This is a genomic window from Nostoc sp. NMS9, assembly GCF_017114995.1.
In the GTDB taxonomy this organism is placed as follows: Bacteria; Cyanobacteriota; Cyanobacteriia; order Cyanobacteriales; family Nostocaceae; genus Nostoc.
Genome location: NZ_JABXKL010000002.1, coordinates 46097 through 73056, shown reverse-complemented (window position 1 = coordinate 73056; position 26960 = coordinate 46097). Strand labels below are relative to the sequence as shown.

At 42.3% G+C, this 26960-nt stretch carries 10 protein-coding genes; all 10 read left to right on the top strand.

The window, feature by feature from the left end:
- The first annotated feature begins 103 nt into the window (after window positions 1-103).
- The gene (locus HWQ40_RS00755) at window positions 104-4876 is read left to right on the top strand and encodes an esterase-like activity of phytase family protein (RefSeq protein WP_292774339.1); all 4773 of its coding nucleotides are present in this window, start codon (window positions 104-106) and stop codon (window positions 4874-4876) included.
- A 412-nt stretch (window positions 4877-5288) separates the two neighbouring features.
- On the top strand, window positions 5289-7964 hold the full coding sequence (locus HWQ40_RS00750; protein ID WP_292774337.1) for an alkaline phosphatase family protein: 2676 nt from the start codon (window positions 5289-5291) through the stop codon (window positions 7962-7964).
- Between the two features lie 612 nt (window positions 7965-8576).
- Window positions 8577-10604, top strand: coding sequence for a non-ribosomal peptide synthetase (locus HWQ40_RS00745; RefSeq protein WP_292774335.1), 2028 nt, complete (start codon window positions 8577-8579; stop codon window positions 10602-10604).
- 3 nt (window positions 10605-10607) lie between these two features.
- On the top strand, window positions 10608-15530 hold the full coding sequence (locus tag HWQ40_RS00740) for a type I polyketide synthase (RefSeq protein WP_292774333.1): 4923 nt from the start codon (window positions 10608-10610) through the stop codon (window positions 15528-15530).
- 273 nt (window positions 15531-15803) lie between these two features.
- Window positions 15804-16616: a cupin-like domain-containing protein gene (locus HWQ40_RS00735; RefSeq protein ID WP_292774331.1), complete on the top strand. Its 813-nt coding sequence runs from the start codon at window positions 15804-15806 to the stop codon at window positions 16614-16616.
- A gap of 231 nt (window positions 16617-16847) precedes the next feature.
- Window positions 16848-17999 (top strand): acyltransferase, encoded by a 1152-nt coding sequence (locus HWQ40_RS00730; protein ID WP_292774329.1) that lies wholly within the window; start codon window positions 16848-16850, stop codon window positions 17997-17999.
- Between the two features lie 58 nt (window positions 18000-18057).
- Window positions 18058-21324: an amino acid adenylation domain-containing protein gene (locus tag HWQ40_RS00725; protein ID WP_292774327.1), complete on the top strand. Its 3267-nt coding sequence runs from the start codon at window positions 18058-18060 to the stop codon at window positions 21322-21324.
- Window positions 21321-25616, top strand: coding sequence for an amino acid adenylation domain-containing protein (locus HWQ40_RS00720; protein WP_292774324.1), 4296 nt, complete (start codon window positions 21321-21323; stop codon window positions 25614-25616). The genes HWQ40_RS00725 and HWQ40_RS00720 overlap by 4 nt, the downstream gene beginning before the upstream one ends.
- A gap of 408 nt (window positions 25617-26024) precedes the next feature.
- On the top strand, window positions 26025-26162 hold the full coding sequence (locus HWQ40_RS00715; protein WP_292774322.1) for a hypothetical protein: 138 nt from the start codon (window positions 26025-26027) through the stop codon (window positions 26160-26162).
- 152 nt (window positions 26163-26314) lie between these two features.
- Window positions 26315-26960, top strand: a 646-nt coding sequence (locus HWQ40_RS00710; protein ID WP_292774320.1) for a DUF4347 domain-containing protein, incomplete at its 3' end; no start/stop codon positions are given.

The following is a 26960-nucleotide window of genomic DNA, read 5'->3' as shown; positions in this document are numbered from 1 at the left end:
GTTTTACTCCTGAATTCTGTATTCTGAATTCTGCTGTATTACTTTTTTGATTCCACTAGAGCGAAGACCATCTCAACAATTAAACACAGGGAGATTCTCTTTCATGGCTAAGAACGTCATCATTATGATTGGGGATGGTATGGGCTGGGAAATGGCTCGTGCTGCGTCCATCTACAAAGAGATTCAAAATGGTAAGACAGGTGCTAATCTGAGTGATTTTTATACACAAGGTAAGGGTCAAGGACTTAACTTTCAAACACTTCAAGGCTACGGTTTGGCAACCACTTATGGGACAACGATCGCTGATAGTAATGGAGTTTTTGGTAATGGTAATTCCGCTCTTGACGGTACTAATCCGATCACAGGAGAAAGCCCAGTTCGCCCTGGTTTCACCTTTGATCCAACTTTTAACCCAGGTAATACCCCCACAGGTGGCGCAAAAGTCAGTGATGGTGCTGTTGGAAATCTAGTAGGTTATAACCCTACCAGAGGTGGTATTAATCCTTGGACTCCTGGTAACGATCCTGAATATATTAAGTACAGCTATCCTGACTCTGCAAACACCGCTACAACTCTGTACACTGGCGTCAAGAGCTACAACAACGCTGTTGGCGTTGATATTTTTGAGAATCCTCTAGAAACAATTCTCAAAACTGCAAACGAAGTTGGTAAATCTACTGGTTTGGTAACTTCAGTTCCCATTGACCACGCGACACCTGCTGCTGCTGCTGCCAACGTTAACCGTCGTAGCAAGTATGATGCTGACTATCCGGCATTAGACAACATCCTGCAACAGCAACTCCGTGTCTATCAACCGACGGTATTACTTGGTGGTGGACACCCACTTTCAGCTCCTGGAGACTTACTACCAGCAGGGGTTGAGCCGAATACGAGCAATGAATATATTAGTCAATCTACCTACACAGAACTTAGTACTAAACCAACAAACAACCTCTACAATTACACCTTTTTGGAGCGGGGTGAAAATGCCGCACAGAAACTAGCTGAAACTGCGGCGACAATCAATCCAGAAAAAGGCGATCGCCTTTTCGGGCTGTACGGTGCGCGTGGTCAAAATGGTAACTTGCCTGTAAGTTCTGCCAACGGCGACTACAGCACTACTGGTTTAGATATGTTCAGCGTTTTCACTAACCAAGGTGATAACGCCAAAGTAGACACCACACGTCCACTGCTTCCTGGAGAGACGGATGCATCTTTCATTGCCAAAGAGGTTAACGAAAACCCAACCCTCAAAGACTTGACAAGTGCTGCATTAAATGTGTTGGGTAAAGACCCCGATGGTTTCTGGTTAATGGTTGAAGGTGGCGATATTGATTGGTCTGCCCATGATAACAACATGGACAACCTGATCGGCACCACGTTGGACTTCGATAAGGCAGTTGGATCTACGATTGACTGGATCGACAACAATGGTGGTTGGGATGAAAACCTATTAATCGTGACCGCCGATCACGATCACTACTTGACTCTCAACGGTGATTTTCCGACTTTAGTACAAAATCAAGGTGCTGAAGCGTTAACCAATTTGGATACCCCAGCAGAAGTTGGACACTACTGGGGGTCAGATCCCACTGTCAAGTATGGTTGGGGAACTCACACTAACCGTCCGGTACCTGTTTACTACCAAGGTGCTGGTTCTGAAGTATTAAATAGCTTGGTAGGTAAAGGTTATAACGCCTACGGTTCTGATATTCCAGGAATTGCGGGTTTAAACGATCAAACCCACATCTACCAAACGATGTTTGCCTCAATAGTGCCAAAAGTTGAGTTAGTAGGCTTTGCCTCTTTGCCTGCTGATACCTTTAGTAATGGATCAACTTCTGGTCAGGGGATTTCAGCCAATGGCAGAACCGGGCCTTTCCCAGGACAGCCAATTCAAGGCTTTAGCGGTGTTCAATTTGCTAACAGCAACTCTTTCTACTTCCTCTCAGACAATGGTTACGGTAGCAAAGACAATAGTGCAGATTTCCTACTGCGGATCAATCGTCTAGACCCGAATTTTAAGGGAACAGAGAATGGAGACGGCAGCGTTAAGGTTTTAGACTATATCCAACTGTCTGACCCTAACAATAAAGTTCCTTTTGAAATTGTGAATGAGGGAACTACTCAAAGATTACTAACTGGCTCAGACTTTGATGTAGAGTCATTCGTCTTTGATAAAGACGGGACAATTTGGGTTGGAGACGAGTTTGGCCCTTACCTGCTACATTTTGATGCCACTGGTAAGTTATTAGAGGCTCCCATTGCTACACCCGACCAATTCAAAACATTAGATGGAGAAGCACCTAAAGTTATTGGTCACAGAGGTGCAAGCGGCTATCGTCCAGAACATACCTTGGAGTCTTATAAACAAGCAATTGCGCGAGGCGCTGACTTCATTGAGCCTGATTTGGTTGTCACAAAAGATGGTGTGCTAATTGCCCGCCATGAGCCAGCTTTAGCAGTTTTGAATACTGATGGTACTGTCAATTTCAACAATACAACCACAGATGTTTACAAACATCCAGAGTTTGCCGATCGCAAAAAAACGGTAAGTTTAGATGGAAACACACTTACAGGTTGGTTTGCTGAAGACTTCACTTTAGCTGAAATCAAGACTTTACGAGCAGAAGAACGTCTACCTTTCCGGGATCATTCCTTTGACGATCAATTTGAAATTCCTACCTTTACGGAAATCATCAATTTGGTTAAGCAAGTAGAAGCCGAGACAGGTAAAAAGATTGGCATTTATCCTGAAACTAAGCATCCGACCTATTTGGCCGATGAAGCCACCTATGTAGGCACCACGGACAAAATTAACAGAAACATCAGTCAGTTACTAATTGATACGCTGAAGGCAAATAACTTCACTGACCCCAATCGTATCTTCATCCAGTCCTTTGAAGTGAGTAACCTCAAAGAACTGCATGATAGCATTATGCCTGCGGCAGGAGTCGATATTCCCCTAGTTCAATTGCTAGATGCAAGTGATATTGATATCAACGGTAAGATCATAGAAAGTCAGCCTTATGACTTAAAAGTTAGTGGTGACACTCGTACCTATGGCGACTTGCGAACTCCAGAAGGCTTGGCTGAAGTTGCCACTTATGCTGATGGCATTGGGCCTTGGAAACGGATGATTGTTAGTGTCAAAGGTACTGATGCTAATGGTGATGGCAAAGCCGATGATGTCAACGGGGATGGAGCAGTCAATGATGCTGATAAAACAACGTTACCTCCCTCTACATTAATTCAAGATGCTCACAACGCAGGGTTGCAGGTTCATCCTTACACCTTCCGAGCGGAAGATCAATACTTAGCGGCAGATTATAAAGGCAAGCTAGAGCTAGAAATTCAGCAGTTCTATCAATTAGGTGTAGATGCGCTATTTACAGACTTTCCAGATATTGGCGATAAAGTACGGGATCAACTCAGAGACAATCCTCAATATAATGTAGTGCGATCGCCACAAAACCCAGATGTACTTTCAGGTGATGCTTTTGCTAACTTAGGTGGCTCCAAAGGTTTTGAAGGTGGAGCAATTAACGCCAGCAAAACTAAGCTTTATTTCCTATTAGAAGGTACGGTTCAAGGCGATACTCCTGGTGCTTTGCGGATTAACGAATTTGATTTAGCCAACCACGAGTACACTGATAAAAAGCTTTACTACAGATTGGATAATCCGTCAAATTCCATTGGGGATTTAGCAGTCATTAATGACAATGAGTACCTAGTCATTGAACGGGATAACAATCAAGGGGTTGCGGCTAAATTTAAGAGGATCTACAAAATAGACTTGTCTAAGACAGATTCTAATGGCTATGTAGCTAAAGAAGAAGTTGCAGACTTGTTAAATATTCAAGACCCCAACGACCTGAATGGGGACGGTAAGGCCGCCTTCGACTTCCCATTCCAAACCATTGAAAATGTTTTAGTTGTTGACAAAAATACCATTTTGGTAGCTAATGACAACAATTATCCTTTCTCTACAGGCCGTCCTGGGAATGATCTTCAAAATCCAGTCATAGACAACAATGAAATTCTACTACTGAAACTGGAGAAGCCCCTTAACCTTGGTGCTGGTTTAGGTCAGCCAAAAGCTGAAGAAATTAAGTTTGGCTCCACTAGCAGCGATGATATTACCGTTCAGCCCGAGCAAACCTTATTCACAGGTGACGGAGCAGACTTTGTCGCGGGTATTAAAGGTAACACAATCGTGACTGGAAGCGGTGATGACACCGTGGTAGTCGGCGGTAATTCCTCAGTGTCCACAGGAGACGGTAACGATCAAATCTTAATTGGCGCAAATAGCCCTGCTAACAACACTAATGCTGATGGTGGTGCTGGTGATGACGAAGTTAGCGTAATTGAAGCCAATGGTGGTAATAATTTGTTTGGGGCAGCAGGTAATGATACTTTGACAGTAGTTGAAGGAACTCGTCAACTGTCCTTCGGTGGCTCAGGTAACGACACCCTCAAGAGTCGAGGTAGTAATAACCGTCTCTACGGTGGTTCTGGGGATGACAAACTCTTCTCTAGTGTGAATGATTCCCTGTTTGGTGGCGATGGTGATGACGTGCTATTTGCTGGTCAACAGGGTGGCGAACGCTTGAGTGGTGGTACTGGTGCTGACCAATTCTGGATTGCTAACGCCAGTCTGCCAACTAGCAAGAACATTATTACTGATTTTACAATCGGCATTGATAAAATCGGGCTGGGCGGTATTGGTGTTACTCAGTTTAGTGCTTTAACACTATCGCAACAGGGTAGTGATACCTTAGTGAAAACCGGAAATACAGAGTTGGCTTCATTAGCTGGAATTACATCAACTCGCCTCACAGCAAATGATTTCGTTTTTTCTGCTAGTGTCGTTTAGCCGAAAGATAATTACAGCTTAGATTCAACATTCATTCATTAGTTAAGCTGTAGCGATTTTGCTAATGCGGGGGAATTATATTCCCTCGCTTTTTATATCTTCTATAGTAATTTTGTCTTTAAAAATCTTTCTGCTTTTTGTCCCAAATCTTAACTTGTTTATAACTTTCCTTAAACATTGAACAACTATCTTTTGAAACAGTAACCAGATTTAAGTTCATTTAATTATCTCTACTAATTTGTGTAGAAACTAAGCATTTTGTCGCCAAATACTACTTAGGTTTCTGTAGCCAAGAATTTTTTGCTTGGGTTGAGTGTAATTAATCGCTCAGCTTATAGACACACAATTGCTGCGTAGGCGTAGCCAGCCGTAGGCATCGCTCGTAGCTCATAATACTTAAGGAGTAGTCGGCATGACTGATACAAATAGCAACGGTAGAAATGTCATTATTTTTGTTGCAGATGGATTGCGTAACGGTTCGGTAAACGCCACTGACACCCCAACTTTATATAGCATCCGTCAGCAGGGAGTTAGTTTTGCCAATAGTCATTCGCTGTTTCCGACATTTACCACCCCGAATGCTGCTGCGATCGCCACGGGGCATTATCTTGGTGATACAGGTGACTTTAGTAACACTATCTACACTGGTTTTCCTAGTCCTAATGCCAATGGTAGTGTCACGCCATTCATCGAAAATGATTCGGTTCTGGGAGATATCGATGAAAAGTTTCCCGGTAACAATTTTTTAGATGAAGAGTCACTTCTAGCTTATGCGCGATCGCAGGGTTTCAACACAGCAGCAGTTGGTAAATTAGGGCCTGTTGCCATCCAAGATGTTACACAAGTTAATCGAGAAGGTGGTACTACAGGTACTATTCCTACTCTCGATACAATTATTATTGATGACACTACAAATGGTGCAACACCGCCGACTACAGCCGCAGGTTCACCTTCTGGTGTTCCACTCGGTCCAGATATTGTCAATCGCTTACAAGCCGCTGGTTTAGATGTAAAACCAACACCGCGAGTCCAGCCAGCTGGTACCAATACAACTCCTGGCACCCTGAATGCCAATGTTGCTCAACAACAATACTTTGCAGATGCCACTACCAAAGTAATTTTACCCAAGTTTCAAGAAGATGGTAAACCATTTGCATTGGTGTACTGGTCAAGAGATCCCGATGGTACTCAACACAATCAGGGTGATAGTTTAAACACCTTGACACCAGGTATCAATGGCCCTACTTCAAAAGCTGGAGTCAAAAATGCTGATGATAATTTAAAGCAGCTTCTTGACTATCTCAAAAGTACAGGCTTGGACAAGACTACTGATGTCTTTGTTACTTCCGACCACGGTTTTTCTACCATCAGCAAACAAGTTATTGATAGCCAAGGCACAAAAACTACAAGTTATGCTGCCACCCAAACATACGAGGGCGTAAATCCGGGATTTCTACCAGTAGGCTTTGTTGCGATTGATTTAGCTCACGATCTCGGTCTACCCCTATACGATCCTAATCCTAAAACCCTTCCCCCAAACCTCGACCACATCCAGTATGCGACTGCTGATGCTACACAAGGTCAACGTCCTATTTCTGGGAATGGTGTAATTGGTGGTACAGGTCAGGTAATTAATGGCCAACTTGACCCAGGTACAAAGATAGTTGTAGCTGCCAATGGTGGATCTGACCTGATTTATCTGCCTAATGGCAATGCTGACTTAGCCAAACAGGTCGTGGATTTGCTTTCGCAAAAAGACTACATCAGTGGTATTTTTGTAGACGATGCCTATGGAACCATTCCAGGTGCTTTACCACTAAGTGCGATCGGACTAAAAGGTGATGCTAAAACACCAGTTCCATCTATAGTTATCAACTTTAAAACCTTTAGTACCGACCCAAATAACCTAAACAACCCTCAAGCTCAAGTAGAAATTGCTGATACAACATTGCAGCAAGGGCAGGGGATGCATGGCAGTTTTGGTCGAGGTGATACCTTCAATAACATCGAAGCTATTGGCCCTGACTTTAAACAAGGCTATGTGGACTATGCGCCCGTCAGTAATGCTGATGTAACGCCTACACTTGCTCGTATTCTGGGGTTAAACATTCCCAGTAATGGCGATTTGAAAGGTCGTGCCATTACAGAAGCATTGGTGGGGGGCCCGGATGCAGTTCCCTCCACGAAAGAAGTTTTGACTTCAGAAAAAACTACTAACGGTCAAGCAACAATTCTGGATTCTCAAAGTGTAGGCAATACTCAGTACTTTACAGCCGCAGGGTTTGATGGTGGCACTGTTGGACTAACAACACTAGACCTTCAATTTGGTTCTACCAATAGTGATGATGTCACCCTCAAGCCAAATCAAACCTTATTTACAGGTGACGGAGCAGACTTTGTAGAAGGTAATAAAGGTAACAAAATTCTGACTGGGAAGGGTGATGACAGGGTGGTAGTTGGTAGTAACTCCTCTGTGTCCACTGGGGATGGTAACGATCAAATCTTGATTGGCGCAAATAGCCCTGCTAGTAACACTAGTGCCGATGGTGGCAATGGTGATGACCAAGTTACCGTAGTCGAAGCCAATGGTAGTAACAATTTGTTTGGGGCAGCAGGTAATGATACTTTGACAGTAGTTGAAGGTACTCGTCAATTATCCTTCGGTGGCTCAGGTAATGACACCCTTACCAGTAACGGTAGCAATAACCGTCTCTACGGTGGCTCTGGGGATGACAAACTCTTCTCCAGTGTCAATGATTCGCTCTTTGGCGGTGATGGTGATGATGTCTTATTCGCTGGTCAACAGGGTGGCGATCGCTTGAGTGGTGGTGCTGGCGCTGACCAGTTCTGGATTTCTAACACCAGTCTGCCAACTAGCAAAAATATCGTGACTGACTTTGCGATCGGTATTGATAAAATCGGGCTGGGCGGGATTGGCGTCACTCAGTTTAGTGCCCTAACCCTATTGCAACAGGGTGCTGACACTATCATAAAAACCGGAAATACAGAGTTGGCTTCATTACTACAAATTACCTCAACTAACCTGACTGCAAATGACTTCGTTTTCTCTGCTAGTGTAGTGGCTTAGTCTGTTCGCCTAGTGCAGCGTGGCAGAAATAACTATCAGTTGAAACAGCGGTTTTCAATTACGTAGACTACAGCAAATAGTTCGTTATTGTGGGGTGGGCATTACAATGCCCACCCTATTCTCGTTTCGCTGGAGTCAACCTACCTCGAAGGCGTTACATTACTTATTAGTTGCTAAAATCGCTGTATTTTTTGTTCCTCAAGGTATTAATTATTCTTGTTATCTGAAAATAAGTCTACGTACAGTTAATATTCCCATTGCAAACATCTCTAAAGTTTTAATTTTCAATGAAGATGTATTGAAACTAACTACGATTTTGAGGAAATAGGTCAAAATAAGAGAACTAAATCTTGAGTCAGTGCCCTTTCACACAAATATTGTCGGATTGCGGCATAATTTGTTGTGAAATTAGTCTTTTAATATAATTTCAAAGCTAACAATATAACCATAATATTTAAGTGAAAACACTACTATTCAAACATATAAAAACGCTTTGCTAGTTTTTATTTTGTCTGTTTCTCTAAATGCGGAAAATAACAATATCCTCTTAAATTTAAATACACTCAATTCCTTGTTACTCATTTATACAAGTATTTCTGCTTTAATTTCAAGATGAAACTAATAACTAATTCATTGGCTCAAAATAAAAATGAATTACTGGTGACTAATAGTCAAACTTCATTATCAGAAAACAACTTAGAACGAGATAATTTAACATTACCTATTTTGAAAGAATCCGAAAAAAAACTACTAATAGAGTGGAATCATACTCAAACTGATTATCCTCAACAAGCGTGTATTCATCAGTTGTTTGAAGCACAAGTAGAGAAAACACCTGATGCTGTAGCACTAATTTTTAATAATCAGCATCTCACCTATAGAGATTTGAATAGTCGTGCTAATCAACTAGCAAAATATCTACAATCACTAGGGGTAGGAACAGAAATTCTTGTAGGAATCTGCATAGAGCGCTCCTTAGAAATGGTTGTAGCACTTTTAGCTATTCTTAAAGCAGGTGGAGCTTATGTACCATTAGATCCAGGGTATCCACAAGAACGTTTAGCTTTCATGCTGTCAGATACCCAGGTATCTGTATTATTAACTCAAAAAGAACTAGTTGCCAAATTACCTACTCACACAGCATTTGTAATTTGCCTAGACGTAGATTGGAATACAATCACCCAAAATAAAAAAGATAACCTAAGCACTAATGTCACTGCTGATAACTTGGCTTATGTCATGTATACATCAGGTTCTACAGGTACACCCAAAGGTGTTAGCGTTATCCATCGTGGTGTAGTTAGGTTAGTTAAAGAAACTAATTATGCTCAACTCACGCCTGAAGAAGTAATTCTGCAACTTGCTCCTATTTCCTTCGATGCTTCCACTTTTGAAATTTGGGGTTGTTTACTTAATGGTGGGCGGCTAGTAATTTACCCTCCTAATACACCGTCTTTAGAAGAATTAGGGCAGATTATTCAGCAATACCAAGTTACTACTCTTTGGCTGACAGCCGGTTTATTCCACCTGATAGTGGATGAAAAAATTGATGCTTTAAAATCCTTACGTCAACTTTTAGCAGGTGGTGATGTCTTATCTGTTTCCCATGTACAGAAATTTCTCCAAACAGTAGAGAACTGTCAGCTAATTAATGGCTATGGCCCAACTGAGAATACAACTTTTACCTGCTGCCATCCTATAACAGCACCACTACAACCAGATGTTTCTATTCCTATTGGTCGTCCAATTGCTAACACCCAAGTTTATATATTAAATAACAACCTCCAACCAGTATCAATTGGAGAAGCTGGTGAATTGTACATTGGTGGTGATGGATTAGCTAGAGGCTATTTAAACCGCCCTGACCTAACTGCCGAAAAATTCATTTGTCACTCATTTGATAACAATTTAACAACGCGACTTTACAAAACGGGAGATTTAGCTCGTTATCTTCCAGATGGAAATATTGAGTTTTTAGGTCGGATTGACAATCAGGTAAAAATTCGCGGTTTCAGAATTGAGCTAGGGGAAATTGAGCGGGAAATCGCACAACATCCTGACGTTCGGGAAATTGTCGTTTTAGCTCGTCAGGATGAAGCAGGTGAAAAGCAGTTGACAGCTTATATTGTTCCTCACTATAACAGTGGATATACGCACAATAAATTACGTAGTTTCTTACAACAGCGACTACCTAATTACATGATGCCATCAACATTTCTGGTGTTAGAGTCACTGCCTTTGACTGCAAATGGCAAAGTAGATAGACATAAATTGCCAGCACCAAGTAGAGAACGTCCGCAACTGGAACAAGCCTACCTTGCTCCACAAACAGATTTAGAACGTCTGCTTGTAGGGATTTTATCCGAACTGCTCAAAATCGATCGCGTTGGGATTGATGATAATTTCTTTGATTTGGGAGCAACTTCAATCTCAATTCTCCAAGTTGCTGCGCGAGTAAAACAGGAACTTGGTATTGAGCTACCTGCTGTGAAGCTATTTCAGTATTCAACAATTGGCTCTTTAGCAAAGTATTTGCATTCAAACCAGAACAGCCAACCGTCTTCTGACAAGCTGCAAAATCGCGCCCAACGCCAACAAGCAGCTCGGACTCGTCGCCGTAATCATCAACAAAGTGTTTAAGCAATGGTAAATATCCAAGCATCCGATAACCAAGATCCTATTGATGGTGTTGCCATTATTGGCATGGTAGGAAGATTTCCTGGCGCTAGAAATGTCGATGAATTTTGGCGCAATCTCTGTGAGGGATTAGAATCAACGACTTTCTTTCAAGATGAAGAACTAGATCCTAGTATTGATCCGAACCTTTGCAAAGATCCTAGCTATGTAAAAGCTAGAGGAATCATTCCTGGGGGCGAAACCTTTGATGCTGCCTTCTTTGGCATTAATCCGCTAGAAGCTGTAGTTATGGACCCACAGGCTAGAGTTTTCCTAGAGTTGGTTTATGAAGCCCTGGAAAATGCTGGTTATGAATCAGAGTCTTTTGAGGGTTTGATTGGTTTGTACGCTGGTTGTGGTCAAAATACTTATTTTGCTAACCACATTTCTGGACGTATGGAAATTGTTGATCGCATCGGTGAGTTCCAGACAATGTTAGCCAATGAAAAAGACTTTTTAACCACCCGTGCAGCTTACAAACTCAACCTCAAAGGCCCAGCCGTCAGCGTCAATACAGCCTGTTCCACTTCTTTGGTAGCAGTCATTCAGGCTTGCCAAGCCTTAACCAGCTATCAGTGCGATTTAGCTTTGTCTGGTGGTGTATCTATGACTACACCCCAAAACAGCGGTTATGTGGCGCAAGAAGGCAGTATGCTCTCTGGAGATGGGCATTGTCATCCCTTTGATGCCAACGCTCAGGGCACAATGTTCAACAATGGCGCAGGAGTGGTTGTCCTCAAGCGTTTAGAAGATGCACTCAATGATGGCGATCGCATCTATGCTGTAATTCGAGGTTCTGGTATCAATAATGACGGCGCTGATAAGGTAAGCTTTACCGCTCCCAGTGTAGACGGACAAGCAGAGGCCGTTGCAATGGCACAAGCTTATGCTAACTTTCACCCAGAAACCATCTCTTATATTGAAGCTCACGGCACAGCTACACCTTTAGGCGACCCGATTGAAATTGAAGCGCTGACGCAAGCATTCCGGGTGCATACAGATGCTAAACAATTTTGTGCGATCGGCTCTCTTAAAAGCAATGTCGGACATTTAGTTGCGGCGGCTGGAGTAGCAGGGTTAATAAAAACTGCTCTTGCTCTGCATTATAAAAAGATTCCACCTAGTTTAAATTTTGAGGCTCCCAACCCCAAGATTGACTTTGCCAATAGCCCCTTCTATGTAAATACCAAACTAGCTGAATGGTCGGAGGGTAAAACTTTGCGACGAGCTGGTGTAAGTTCTTTTGGTGTCGGCGGTACTAATGCTCATATTGTGCTAGAAGAAGCGCCACAAATCCAAAGTTCAGGATCTTCTCGCCCACAGCAGCTATTGTTGCTCTCGGCAAAAACTAGTCAAGCTTTAGAGGCTGCAACAGCTAATTTACAGCAGCATTTACAGTACAATGCCGAAATTAACTTAGCTGATGTAGCTTATACTTTACAGCGCGGGCGCAAAGCTTTTAACTACCGACGCAGTATAGTTTGTCACGATATCACAGATGCGATCGCAGCACTACAATCTTTAGATCCAAATCAAGTAAATACCCGTCATACAGAAATCCGCAATCCAGCCGTTGTCTTCATGTTCCCCGGACAAGGATCGCAATATGTGAACATGGGACTGAATCTCTACAACCGCGAACCTGTGTTTCAGGAAGCAGTAGATGAATGTGCTGAAATGCTTAAGCCTTTACTGGGCAGGGATTTACGAGAAATCATGTATCCCGCACTGAGCGATCGCGAAACTGCGGCTATCTCCCTGCGGCAAACCTGCTTTACCCAACCAGCATTATTCGTTATTGAATACGCTTTAGCGCAGCTGTGGCAAAGTTGGGGAGTCAAACCCCAAGCCATGATTGGCCACAGTATTGGTGAATTTGTCGCCGCCTGTATAGCGGGTGTATTCACCTTAGAAGATGCGCTGATGTTGGTTGCAACTCGCGGTCGCTTAATGTGGGAGTTACACGCAGGGGCTATGCTCTCAGTGCGCCTACCAGCCAAAAAGGTAGAGCCGCGATTGAGTGCAGAACTAGCGATCGCCGCAATTAATGGCCCTTCCTTGTGTGTAGTTTCTGGCCCCACAGAGGCGATCGCAGTTCTGCAAAAACAACTTGAAAGCGAAGAAGTTATCTGTCGCCATTTACACACCTCCCACGCTTTCCACTCCCCGATGATGGATAGCATCATAGCCCCCTTTGCTGAGGTAGTTGGAAAGGTTAAATTATCGCCACCCCAAATTCCCTTTGTTTCCACAGTTACCGCTGACTGGATTACAGCCCAGCAAGCAACCGATCCGATGTATTGGGCTACACATCTACGTCAGACTGTGCGATTTGCAGAGGGCGTACAAACCCTATGGCAGCAGCCAGAACGCCTACTGTTAGAGGTAGGGCCGCGAATCACAACTACGACCTTAGCCCGCCAACAAGCAAAAGATATTAAACAACAGATTGCGATTCCTTCTCTGAGTGATAACGCTGAGAACGAAGCCGAATGGACGGCATTACTCAAGGCAATAGGACAACTGTGGTTAGCAGGAGTATCTATTGACTGGAGCAACTTATATCAAAGTGAAACGCGACAACGAATTCCTCTGCCTACCTATCCCTTTGAACGCCAACGCTTCTGGATTGATCCTCCACCTCATCCCAATCGTGCAGCAACTCCCAAACTTTTAAATCCCCAATTATTAGAAAAGACCCAAACTATGACAACATCCCCTCAGCAAAAGTTTATTCCCCTGCTCAAAGAAATTATTGAAGAAACATCAGGATTGGAAATTGCTAGTATTGACGACTCGACAACATTTTTAGAAATGGGATTAGATTCCTTATCTCTAACGCAAATCGGATTAGCTTTGAAGAAAAAATTTAAAGTCAAGGTAACACTTAGGCAGTTACTAGAAATTTACCCCAATTTAGGAACACTGGCTGACTTTATCAATTCAGCCTTGTCTCCCGAAACTTTATCCGCATTAGGATTAACAGAAACCGTTGCAGACCCCATTCCACAAGCACCATTACCAGCACCTGCAACCACATCACCCACTTTGGTAGTGCATGAAGTTCATACAAATGGATCTGCACCTCAAATTTCCCCGCAACCTGCTGCATCTAGTAGCGTCCTAGAAAGTGTGATTAATCAGCAGCTACAAATCATGAGCCAGCAATTGGCGCTATTGGGTAATAACAGCCAATCTCTAACAGTCCCAGTTGTACCTGCGGCGACATCTCAAAATAATGGTGTCAAGCCACAAAACGCTGTATCTATGCCCCCAACCCAAACCAGCAAAGAATCACAAGCATCAGTAGATAACGAGTCAAATGGTGCTAAAAAGGCATTTGGTGCGGCTGCTCGAATTGAAAAGACCCAGACTAAAACTCTGACAGCCCAACAACGCACTCATCTAGACAAAATTATCCAAAGATATACAAAACGGACTCAAAAATCCAAAGAATATACTCAAACTCATCGCCCTTACTTGGCAGACCCAAGAACTGTTTCTGGGTTTAACCCGACAATGAAAGAGATGGTTTATCCCATCGTGGTGTCTCGTTCATCAGGTTCTAAACTTTGGGATGTTGATGGCAATGAATATGTCGATTTAAGCAATGGCTTTGGCTTGAATTTGTTTGGTTGGTCGCCACCTTTCATTACCGAAGCAATTGAAGCACAACTCAAACTCGGTATGGAAATTGGGCCGCAAACTCCCTTAGTTGGAGAAGTGGCAAAGCTAATGTGTGAGTTGACCAACTTTGACCGAGCAGCCTTTTGCAACACAGGTTCAGAAGCAGTGCTGGGAGCGATGCGGATGGCACGCACCATCACAGGGCGTAACTTAATTGCCATTTTTTCTGGAGCTTATCACGGTATTTTGGATGAAGTAATTGTTCGGGGTACAAAAAAACTCCGGTCAATTCCTGCTGCTCCTGGTATCCCACCCGAAATGGTAGAGAACATTTTGGTAGTAGACTACGATTCGCCTGAGTCTCTAGAAATCCTCAGAAGTCGGGCTGATGAGTTAGCAGCAGTGATGGTGGAATCTGTGCAAAGCCGTCGCCCTGAATACCAGCCCAAAGAATTCCTCCAGCAATTGCGTGATTTCACGACAGAAGCTGGTATTGCCCTAATTTTCGATGAAATCGTTACCGGATTCAGAATTCATCCAGGTGGTGCTCAGGCGCATTTTGGTATCAAGGCAGACATAGCAACCTACGGCAAGATTGTGGGCGGTGGACTACCGATTGGAGTTATTGCTGGCAAATCGCAATATATGGATGCTTTAGATGGTGGGTTTTGGCAGTTTGGTGATGACTCCGTTCCAGAAGTAGGCGTGACTTACTTCGCCGGCACCTTCGTCCGCCATCCTTTAGCATTAGCAGCCGCGAAAGCAGTACTTCAGCATTTGCAGAAGAGTGGCCCCAGCTTGCAGCAAAATCTTAATGCAAGAACCGATAAGTTTGTAGCGGAACTCATGGGTTATTTCCAGCAAGTTCAAGCACCGTTCACAGCTTATAATTTCGGTTCACTGTTTATGGTGAAGTCTTTACCAGAGTTTCCCTACGGAGATTTACTGTTTTACTTGATGCGGGATAAGGGAGTGCATACTTGGGATCACCGTCCTTGCTTCTTGACGACAGCCCATTCCGAAGCCGATCTCGCTTTCGTAATGGCAGCCTTTAAAGAAAGTATTGCCGAAATGCAGTCTGCTGGCTTCTTGTCTGCACCGCCCATAGAAGTAACAAACCGCGAAATTACCAATAACAGTTTACGTAATCGTCCTCCGCAACCTGATGCCAAATTAGGACGAGATCCCCAAGGAAACCCCGCCTGGTATATCCCCGATATCGAGCGTCCTGGGAAATATTTACAAGTCGCAAGTGTTTCCTGAAGTGCTTTAAAAAATCAAGTGCATAGAAAGTGTAGTGAGCGTCAGTAATTTTTGCAAATAGTAAATACTCATCCATCCAGGTTTTGTATGTCAGTTGATAATCTACTTGAACCGAGTTTTATTAAGTCCGATCTGAACCTTCCTGAACAAATCATTGAAACTGATCTTTCAAACTTTCGGGAAAATTTCAACTCTTCGCACTTCATGTTTTCGCATAATCTTGCGGGACATCCTTTGTTTTCAATCCCCCGCTTAGTTGAGCTTGCAAATACTATGCTAAGTCAGGGTAGAACAAATAAAATCCAGTCTTATATCAGCAAAGTCCCTGTTGAGCAAAAGTGGAATCAGCGACCTGGAATTAAGCAAATTAATGAGGCGATCGCACATATTGGAGAATCGGATTCTTGGGTCATGCTTGAAGATGTTCAAGTAGACCCAGAATATGCTGCCTTGGTCAACCAGATTATAACTGAACTTGAAACTCTTACAGGTAAACCCCTTCGGAAGCAAATGACATGGCTAGGTGCTTACATCTTTATTGGTTCTCCAAATTCTATTACACCTTACCATATCGATAGTGAGTTGAATTTCCTGTTTCAAATTCAGGGCGAGAAAGATATGAGCCTTTTCAATCAAAACGATCGTTCTGTACTGAGCGAAGAGGAAATTGAAAAATTTTATGTAGGCGACCTGAACGTAGCAAATTATAGAGAGGAGAATCAGAGTAAAGCAAGAGTTTACCATTTGCAACCAGGCAAGGGACTCCATCATCCAATACTGGCACCCCATTGGGCCAAAAATAATAATAATGTCTCTGTAGCTTTGAGTATCCTCTTCTATCTGCGACCTTACGATCTCAAAGCCAGAATATATCAAGTCAACAGTTATTTACGCAGACTGGGATTGGAACCCACTCCACCAGGTAAATCTGCTTTGAAAGACCGACTCAAAATTTTTGCTCTGAGTCTTCTATCCGATCGCCGACCTAAAAGTAAATTTATGATACTGCGCTCTGGTGTATTAAGACTCAAATCTATTGAGGGAAGGTTAAAGCAATTTTCTAACAAGATTATGAAAAAAATCTAAATTTTTTCAAATAATTAATTATGAATTAGCCTGTATACTGAATCGGTGTTCTATAGCAATTCTAAATCATTTGTGAAATCTTCTATTTTAAACGCTCCGCGTAGCTTGTTTTTATGCAACGTTACATCATTCATTGTAGACGACAGCAAGCAACTACGCATCTACGTTAAAAAATAATTTTCACAACTCAAATAGGATTGCTATAGGTAGAAACTAAAACCAAAAATATCAATGTATAAACACATCAAATCGCTCACTTCTTTACGTGGTATTGCAGCCTTGGTTGTTGTTATACACCATTTTTCTTACTACGGTTTACCGAAAACAGGTTCAACTTTATCAGCCTATAGTAATTTTTTTAAAAATGGATATTTATGGGTTGACTTTTTCTTTATTTTGAGTGGTTTTATCATGACCCACGTTTATGCAGAGATTTTTTATTTAAAAGTAAGTTTAAAGAACTATCGTTCATATTTATTCTCGCGTTTTGCTAGAATTTATCCTCTGCATATATTTATTGTTTCTCTATTTATTGGATTAGAGATTGTCAAATTACTTTTCCTAAATACTTCTGCTTTTACTGGTAAATTTAACTTAACTGCTCTTTTTGCCAATATTTTTCTTCTCCAAGCATTCGACCTAAAATGTCCACCTTTATTATGGTGTAATACCTATTGGAATGAGCCGTCTTGGTCAATTAGCGTAGAGTTTTTTATTTACTGTATATTTCCATTTTTATTATTAATTTTGTTAAAAAATAACCACAAAACTGATTTGATAGTTTATAGTTGTACTCTCTTTAGTATATTACTACTAATCACCTTTACCCGTGGCAATTTAGATACTATTATTGGCATACCTTCGATAGCTAGATGTGGGCTAGAATGCATACTTGGAATTATAACTTACAAAGTTTACCATAGAGGTAATTATAAAAAGTATTTCAATCTTAATTTACTGGCAATTATAGCTATAACTTGGATAATTATGATTATGCATTACTACTGGCATGATTTTCGTAACCTTCATGATTGGCTAATTTTACCAGCTTTTTCTTTACTAATTTTATCTGTATCTATCAACAATAATAGTGTAATATCAAAGTTTTTAAATTCAGGCTTAATGCTATATATCGGGACTATATCTTACTCAACTTATATGGTTCATTGGTTTATTCAAGAATTGTTAAAAATCTTCTGGATTTATAAATTTCACGATGTTTTTGGCAAAGAATTTACAGAATATCAATCATTGACATCTTTAGGAGTATTTCTTATGATTGTCTTATTGGCGGCATCATTGACATATAGATTTGTAGAAGTCCCAGCACGTAATTATTTAAAGTCTACAATCTTAGGTAAACAATGTATTCAAAGTCAGTAATTTTAAAAAAGATTGAGATTTATCCACATTCAATAAACTGAGAAAATAATAGAGTTTTATGACCTTATCACCTGTAGATTACCAATCGACATTAACTGCGGTTGATTTTGATCCATTTGCAGATGGAGAATTACTTCTAACCGCCCCCGCCACAGAATCACAAAAAGAAATTTGGGCTTCTGTGCAAATGGGCGATGCTGCCAATTGTGCTTATAACGAGTCTCAATCTCTGCGACTAAAAGGCGAACTTGATGTCAAAGTTTTCCAGTCTGCGGTGGAAAAATTAGTACAACGTCATGAAGCACTACGGACAACTTTTAGTACCGATGGCAATACACTCTGCATTGTTGCTTCTCGACAAATTGAAATTCCTATTATTGAACTTTCTAACCTGGAACCACAGGAACAACAGGAAAAATTAGTTAGTATCTGGCGACAAGAGGTAGAGCAACCTTTTGATTTGGAACATGGGCCGCTATTTCGGGGAAAAATTGTTAAATTGCAGCCGCAGGAGCATCTAGCTATTTTGACAGCCCATCATATTATTTGTGATGGTTGGTCTTGGGCAGTGCTGATGCCAGATTTGGGTAAACTTTATTCTGGCTTGCAACAGGGTATTGTTCCTGAATTAGAAGAACCAGACTACTTAAGTGAATATGCGATTTTGCAGGAAGAAGAGGCAGATAGTCCAGAAGCGATCGCCACAGAAAAATATTGGTTGGAACAATTCGCTGACTCTGTACCTATACTGGATTTCCCTAGCGATCGCCCTCGTCCCCCACTCAGAACCTTTAATGCCGCCCGCGAAGATTGGCATTTAAATTCTGAACTAGTTGCCAACCTGAAACAACTAGGAACAAAACTCGGTTGTAGCTTTATGACCACCATCCTGGGAGGATTTGAGGTTTGGCTACACCGTCTCACAGGACAAAACGACTTGGTTGTTGGTATTCCAGCCGCCGGACAAGCTGCTTTAGGGCAATATAATCTCGTAGGTCACTGTGTAAATTTATTACCCTTGCGTAGCCAGATTAATGGCGAAAAATCTTTCAGCGACTACTTGCAAACGCGGCGTTCAGCTGTCTTAGATGCTTATGACCATCAACAATTTACCTTTGGTAGTCTGGTCAAAAAATTAGTATTGCCACGGGATTCTAGCCGCATTCCCTTAGTACCAATTATATTTAATGTCGATCAAGCCTTAGACAGCGATCGACTTCCCTTTATCGATTTAGAGGTAGAATTTTTCTCCAATCCCCGCGCATTCGAGAATTTTGAACTGTTTATCAATGCTACGGAATTGCATGGTGAACTTATCCTAGAATGTCAGTACAACACTAATTTATTTGACGCTGATACTATCCGCCGCCGGATGGCAGAGTTTGAAACTTTGTTATTGGGCATAGTTGCTAACCCTAATCAAATTATTGCTAAATTGCCAATTTTGCCAGCAGTTGAGCAACAGTTATTAGCAACATGGAACAATACTCAAACAGCTTATCCCGAAGATATCTGCATTCACCAGCTGTTTGAAACTCAAGTGGAGAAGACTCCAGATGCGATCGCTGTAGTTTTTGAAAATGAACAAATTAGCTACCGCGAACTGAATCAGCGAGCCAATCAGCTAGCCCATTATCTCCAAAGCTTAGGAGTCGGGTCAGAAGTTCTAGTTGGCCTGTGTGTCGAGCGCAGTTTGGAAATGGTTATAGGAGTTTTAGGCATTCTCAAAGCCGGGGGAGCTTATGTACCATTAGATTATGCTTATCCTCAAGAACGTTTAGCTTTCATGTTGCAAGATGCTCAAGTATCAGTGCTACTAACGCAGGAGAAGCTAAAATCGGGGCTACCCAACCATCAAGCAGAGATTGTTTGCCTTGATAACAACTGGCAATCCAGAGATTATGGGTTGGATAACCCTACACATAACGTCACTGGCAATAACTTAGCCTACGTCATCTATACATCTGGCTCGACAGGTCAACCGAAAGGCGTTCAAATTCAACATCAGAGTGCTGTTAATCTCCTAAATGCGATCGCTAAAGAACCCGGTTTAACCGCTGAGGATACTCTCCTCTCTGTTACTAGCCTATCCTTTGATATTGCCGTTTCAGAAATTTTTCTACCTCTGTCTGTAGGTGCGAAGTTGGTGTTGGTGAGCCGTGAAGTTGCGGCTGATGGTACTCAACTGTTAAAAGCCCTAACCACCTCCGGGGCAACCTTTATGCAACCGACACCAGTTACTTGGCGGCTATTACTGGCAGCCGGATGGCAAGGTAGTCCTCAACTGAAGATGATTTCCACAGGCGAAGCCTTACCTAGAGACCTTGCAAATCAATTATTACCGAAGGGAGCTTGTCTGTGGAACCTCTACGGGCCTACAGAAACAACGATTTGGTCAACAGGCTACAAGGTGACAACGACAAATAAACCAATAAGCATTGGTTGCCCTCTAGCTAATACGCAAACTTACATTTTAGACTCCCATTTACAACCCGTTCCCATTGGTATATCAGGTGAGTTGTATATTGGTGGCGAAGGATTAGCAAGAGGATATCTAAATCGTCCTGAACTTACTGCTGAAAGATTTATTTCTAATCCCTTTAGCCCAAACCCTAAATCGCGCTTATACAAAACTGGAGATTTAGCTCGTTATTTACCAGATGGACATATTGAATACTTGGGTCGTATCGACTATCAGGTAAAATTACGTGGTTTCCGCATAGAATTGGGTGAGATTGAAACCGCACTCTTGCAACATCCAGAAGTAAAAGAAGCCGTTGTTATTGTTCGAGAAGACACTCCTAATGAGACTAGTTTAGTCGGTTATATTGTTGCTGAAACTGGTCAAGATAGCTTGGAAGTGATTTCGCAATTGCGTCGATTTTTGAAACAACAACTTCCTGACTTTATGGTGCCAACAATCTTTATGGCACTAGAAGCTATGCCGTTAACCCCCAATGGCAAAGTCGATCGCAAGGCATTGCCACAGCCAGATGCTTCCCGCCCAGAACTGGAGGCAAATTATGTAGCGCCCCGCACTCCCATTGAACAGCAGATAGCAGATATCTGGGCGCAGGTTCTTAATGTCAAGCAAGTTGGGATTAACGACAACTTTTTTGAATTGGGTGGATATTCTCTACTAGGAATTCAAGTGGTTTCTCGAGTGCGCCAAGCTTTGCAAGCAGAAATTTTGATGTCCAATTTATTTGAATTACCAACGGTAGCGGATTTGGCTGAACGAGTGGAAACTCTGCGGTGGGCAACCCAAGGTGTTCAAGCTGCTGAGAGTGAAACAGCTGATGATTACGAGGAAGGTGAGCTATGAAAACATTAGATGAACTACTATCTGAGCTACGTCAGCGCGATGTCAAACTTTGGCTAGAGGGCGAACGCTTACGCTATCGGGCCGCAAAAGATAGTCTCACACCAGAATTGCTAACCGAGTTAAAAACTCAAAAAGCCGAAATCATCAACTTTCTCCGACAAATTAACACAGCCGCCAGTTCACAGATTCCCCCAATTGTCGCTTGTGAACGGAATGGTAACTTACCGCTTTCCTTTGGTCAGCAACGGATATGGTTCCTCCATCAGTTTGAACCTGATAGTTCCTCAAATAATATGCCAGTTGTCGTGCGTTTTACAGGGAATCTCAATGTTGCTGTCTTAAAGGAAAGTTTGAGAGAAGTCGTCCGTCGCCATGAAGTCCTGCGGACAACTTTTCCAGCAGTGAATGGCAAGCCTACTCAAGTCATTGCTACCGATGTTTCCTTGACATTGCCAATAATTGACTTGCGGCAAGTACCAGATGAACAACGAGAGGCGGAAGCTCACCTACTAGCAACTAAAGAAGCTCATCAACCCTTCGATTTAGGTAATGGACCGATTTTGCGGGTGTTACTGCTCCAGTTAAGCGATCGCGAGCATCTGCTAATTTGGAATATGCACTGCATAGTTTGTGATGGAGCTTCGTCCGATCTGTTCTATCAAGACTTCACTACCATCTATAAAGCATTGTCGGTGGGAAAAGCTTCTCCTTTAACTCCCTTACCAGTACAGTATGCTGATTTTACCAATTGGCAATATCAATGGCTTCAGGGAGAGGTTTTAGAGTCACAGGTAAACTACTGGAAGCAAAAGTTAGAAGGCAATTTACCGATCATTGAGTTACCTTACGATCGCCCCCGTCCTCAAAGTGTGCAAACCTATCGAGGCGATCGCGCGGCCCTACTGCTATCAAAGGCGCTGAACCATGCCCTGAAAGACCTGAGTCAAAAATGGGGTGTCACCCTGTTCATGACTCTACTGGCAGCATTTGAACTATTGCTCTACCGTTATTCTGGACAAGAAGACCTACTAATTAGCTTTGCAAGTGCAGGTCGAGGACAAGTTGAAACCGAGGGGCTGATTGGATTTTTTTCTAATACTCTTGTACTACGGAGTAACTTTGCTCTTAACCCAACTTTCCGAGAATTATTAGACCGAGTGCGTAAGGATTGTTTAGAAGCTTATACCCATCAAGACCTACCCTTTGAAAAGCTAATTGAAGAACTTAGACCAGAACAGCGAAGTCGCAATAGTTCGCCCCTGTTCCAAGTAAAATTCTCCCTCAATCCTCCTTGGTCAAATGGTCGTGGCATGGCATCAGTGCAACTACCTGATTTGACTATCACATCTCTATTTGGCTACATCTATCATGGCAAGACCAAATACGATCTGACATTGGTCTTGCGGGAACAAGATAATGGTTTGGGTATGGTATTTGATTACAATGCCGAGATGTTTGATGCCAGTACAATAGAGGGGATGTTGGGACACTTCAAAACTTTACTCGAAGGTATTGTTGCTAATCTTGATCGGCCGATTGCTGAATTACCCCTGTTGACAGCACCTGAACAACATCAATTGTTAGTTGAGTGGAGTAGCAAACAAGCTGATTATCCCCAGGATACTTGTATTCATCAGTGGTTTGAAACTCAAGCTAAAGAAACTCCAAATAATATTGCAGTAAGTTTTGAAAATCAGCAACTAACTTATCAGGAACTTAACCAGCGGGCAAATCAACTAGCCTACTATCTGCAAACTTTAGGGGTAGAATCGGGGGTACTCATCGGTCTTTATCTAGAGCCTTCCCTGGAGATGATTGTGGGGCTGTTGGGTATTTTGAAAGTCGGTGGAACTTACGTACCGATTGCTCCGACATCTGGGCAAGATGGTCTGGCTGTCATTTTAGAAGATGCCCAAATATCTTTGGTGTTAACCCAAAGCTCATTGGTTCAGAATCTCTCTGAGCATCAGGCACAAGCTATCTGTTTGGATAGTGATTGGGAAGTTATTGCCGTACACGTGACTGAAAATCCAGAAAGTTATGGCACAGTTCGGACTCTCGCCTGTGTAATGTATGTGTCCGGCTGCAATGGAAAACCCAACGGTATAGCTATTACCCACCGTAATCTTGTCAGCCACAGCTTGGCAATTAGCGAAACTTGGGAGTTGAACCAGAGCGATCGCCTACTACTTATACCTAGTATCAGCTGCGATACTTTCCTTGAATCACTTTTCCCCAGTTGGATTACTGGTGCTACCACAGTTCTCCAGTCTCAAGAGCTACAAAACTCGACGACGCAGTTTTTCCCATTTATTGCTCAACAACAGATTACCGTTGTCAATTTACCTACTGCTTTTTGGTATGAGTTAGTTAAAGAGCCATCTGTATCTCCACAAACCTTGCCAGCCAGCTTGCGCTTAGTTATGGTTGGTGGTGAAAAAGTCTCACGCCATGCTTATCTAACTTGGGTAGAAAAACTTGGCAAGCAAGTACGCTGGCTGAATGCTTATGGATCGCTAGAAACAACTTTAACTGCAACGGTTTACGATCCGGAAACTGCAACTGAAGCCAGTAACACTCGGTCAGAAATTCCTATAGGAAAAGCGATCGCCAATACCCAAATCTACATTCTCGATCGGCGATCGCAACTCCTCCCTATTGGCGTAACTGGTGAAATCTACATCAGCGGTATCGGTGTTACCCAAGGCTACTTTAATCGTCTCGAATTAACATCTGGGAAATTTATCCCCAATCCCTTTAGCAGCGAATCTGGGGCATACCTTTACAGAACTGGTGATTTAGGACGCTACTTAAGTGACGGCAATATTGAGTTTCTGGGCCGCTTAGACAATCAGGTAAAAATTCGCGGCTTTCGCATTGAGTTGGCTGAAATTGAAACAATTTTGGGTCAATATCCAGGCGTGCAAAAAACTGTGGTGATTGCCAAAGAATATGTTCCTGGGGATAAAGGTTTAGTTGCTTATGTTGTCCCTAAAGAAGGGGAGACTTTTGGAAGTAAGCAACTACTGAGTTTTCTCCAGCAAAAGTTACCTGAACATTTGTTGCCTTCTGCCTTTTTCATAGTTGATTCTCTACCATTGAATGCTAATGGTCAAGTTGATCGCAAAGCCTTATCTGCGTTTAATCCAACTAATTCTAAAATAGAAAAAATATTTGCTACAGCAGAAAATCCATTACAACTTCAATTAACAGAAATCTGGGAAAATGTTTTAGGAATTCATCCGATTGGAATAACAGACAACTTTTTTGATTTGGGTGGACACTCACTGCTGGCAGTACGTCTGTTTTCTGAGATTGAAAAGATTGCAGGCAAAAACTTAGCTCTATCTATCCTCTTGCAAGCCCCAACTATTGAGCAATTAGCTAATATTGTTGAGCGAGAAAGATGCTCCAAATCTGGGGTTGCGGCGGCACCAATAGATGATATCAAGTCTGAAAAATCAATTCCTTGGTCATCTTTAGTAGCTATTCAGCCCAACGGTTCTAGACCTCCTTTTTTCTGTGTACATGGTTTGGGTGGAGAAGTTCTGCGTTTCCGTGAATTGGCAGTGCATTTAGGATCGGATCAACCATTTTATGGACTACAACCAAAAGGGTTAGATGGAAAACAGCTTCCATATACCCGGATTGAAAAGATGGCAGCACACTACATTCAACAAATCCAGACTATTCAGCCCCATGAGCCTTATTTAATTGGCGGATACTCCTCTGGGGGTATAATTGCTTACGAGATGGCTCGGCAATTGGCCATGCAAGGTAAGAAAGTAGCTTTGCTGGTTTTATTTGATACCTATGGCTCAATAAATACTGAATCTTTACCATTGCAAAAACCAGCCTCTCACAATTGGAAGAGTCTTTTAGAAATTGCATTTAACTATGTTATTAAGCAAGTAAAAGGAAATACAGAGCGGCTTAAGTATCAGATCAAAGAGATACTCTGGCGGATTGTCTTTCACTTTCACCTGATTATCAGACGCCCCTTACCTTACTCCAGCCGCAAATACATGGTGGAAGAGGCCATCAGACAAGCGCTCAGAAAATATATTCTAACAGTTTACTCCGGTCGAGCAACCATATTCCGAACAGAAGATGGTCTTGTAGTTGGACAACGGGAGGCTGATGCCAAAATGGGTTGGGGTAAATTGGCATTAGGGGGAGTGGATATCTATGATATTTCTGGGATTCATAATTCCATTTTTAAAGAACCCTATGTACGATCTGTGTCTGACAAAATGAAGGCTTGCATAGATCAAATTATTGCAGAAATCTAAATCTTTTTAGACTTATAAGAATATTTCACTCAGTGAGGTACAAAACTTAAGTCTCTAATACCATTTCTTTGTGAGGCTGCGCCAAATTTTCTTTCTTCCTTTGTGTCCTTTGCGCCCTTTGCGGTTCGTTCCTTATATAATTTATATAATTTGGCGCATCTTTATACAGAATTGGTATAAGCCATACATGAAGTCTGTTTTGCTTGTCACTCTTTGAATTTAAGTAGACGATCAAAGTTATTTCTGAATTTTGTTTTAGTTATAGCTTTCCAACCTCATCTCGCTTCCGGGATGGGGTTGTTTTATGCGTGGGTAATAACTTCAACTATATATTATGTATAAATGCGATCGCCAATAAAGCCTTTGGATAAGTCCTAAACCTGTGCATGGGGGTGTTGCAGGCATTTTTTGACGGTGAATAAGCAAGGGACAGCAAATTACACCGGGACTTTCAAAGCTGATTCTCTGTTTGCACCATTTATTATTATTGATGGCAGACCTGATGCTATTTTCGATGGCAATGGTAATATTGATCAGCAGGTTTAGGCAGTAAATTTACTGAAGTTAACTATTAGCCTTTTATATAAGTTTAATAATTGGCTCCTTCACGATGCTAAAAAAATCCTGCTTCTACGTGATTTCCAGGATATAGCACGCAACGGCTGCAACGAAAAAACTATTAATTAATAAGAGTAATTATGTCAGACACCATCGCGATCGCTACCCAGTCAACTCAAGACTTGTATGAGCAAATACCTGCTACTCACCTGGTTTTCATAGACCCACAGGTTGAGAACTACCAAAGTTTGGTAGCAGGTGTCTTGCCGAACACCTCTGTTGTAGTCTTAGATCCTGACCAGAATGGCATTGAACAAATTAGCCAAGTGGTGGCAACTCATTGGAAAATCAACAGCCTACACATTGTTTCTCACGGCGCACCAGGGCAAGTCTACCTGGGGAAGAGTCAACTCAGCTACGAAACCCTCAACCATTATGCTTGGCAACTCATGGACTGGGCAAATGTTTTGAGTGCAGATGCACAACTACTATTGTATGGTTGCGAAGTTGGGCAAACAGAGCAAGGTAAAGCATTTGTACAGCGCCTGAGTGAATTGACAGGTGCAGTAGTAGCGGCGTCTGATAACTTAACGGGGAGTACTGCATTAGGTGGTGACTGGGAACTGGAAGTTTCTACGGGGGCAATTGTTCCTGCTCTGGCGTTTGAGCCAGAAGTAATGGCAGCCTACGCTTCAGTACTAAGTATTCCAGAGGTAGCGAATGCAATTCAGGATCAACAAGCCACCGAAGAGATACTCTTCAACTTCACTGTCCCAGATGACACCT

What these genes read in the sequence shown, in the direction of transcription:
- HWQ40_RS00735 (WP_292774331.1), top strand. Translation starts at nt 15,804, where the DNA reads ATGCTAAGTCAGGGTAGAACAAATAAAATCCAGTCTTATATCAGCAAA.
- HWQ40_RS00750 (WP_292774337.1), top strand. Translation starts at nt 5,289, where the DNA reads ATGACTGATACAAATAGCAACGGTAGAAATGTCATTATTTTTGTTGCA.
- HWQ40_RS00755 (WP_292774339.1), top strand. Translation starts at nt 104, where the DNA reads ATGGCTAAGAACGTCATCATTATGATTGGGGATGGTATGGGCTGGGAA.
- HWQ40_RS00745 (WP_292774335.1), top strand. Translation starts at nt 8,577, where the DNA reads ATGAAACTAATAACTAATTCATTGGCTCAAAATAAAAATGAATTACTG.
- HWQ40_RS00740 (WP_292774333.1), top strand. Translation starts at nt 10,608, where the DNA reads ATGGTAAATATCCAAGCATCCGATAACCAAGATCCTATTGATGGTGTT.
- HWQ40_RS00720 (WP_292774324.1), top strand. Translation starts at nt 21,321, where the DNA reads ATGAAAACATTAGATGAACTACTATCTGAGCTACGTCAGCGCGATGTC.
- HWQ40_RS00730 (WP_292774329.1), top strand. Translation starts at nt 16,848, where the DNA reads ATGTATAAACACATCAAATCGCTCACTTCTTTACGTGGTATTGCAGCC.
- HWQ40_RS00725 (WP_292774327.1), top strand. Translation starts at nt 18,058, where the DNA reads ATGACCTTATCACCTGTAGATTACCAATCGACATTAACTGCGGTTGAT.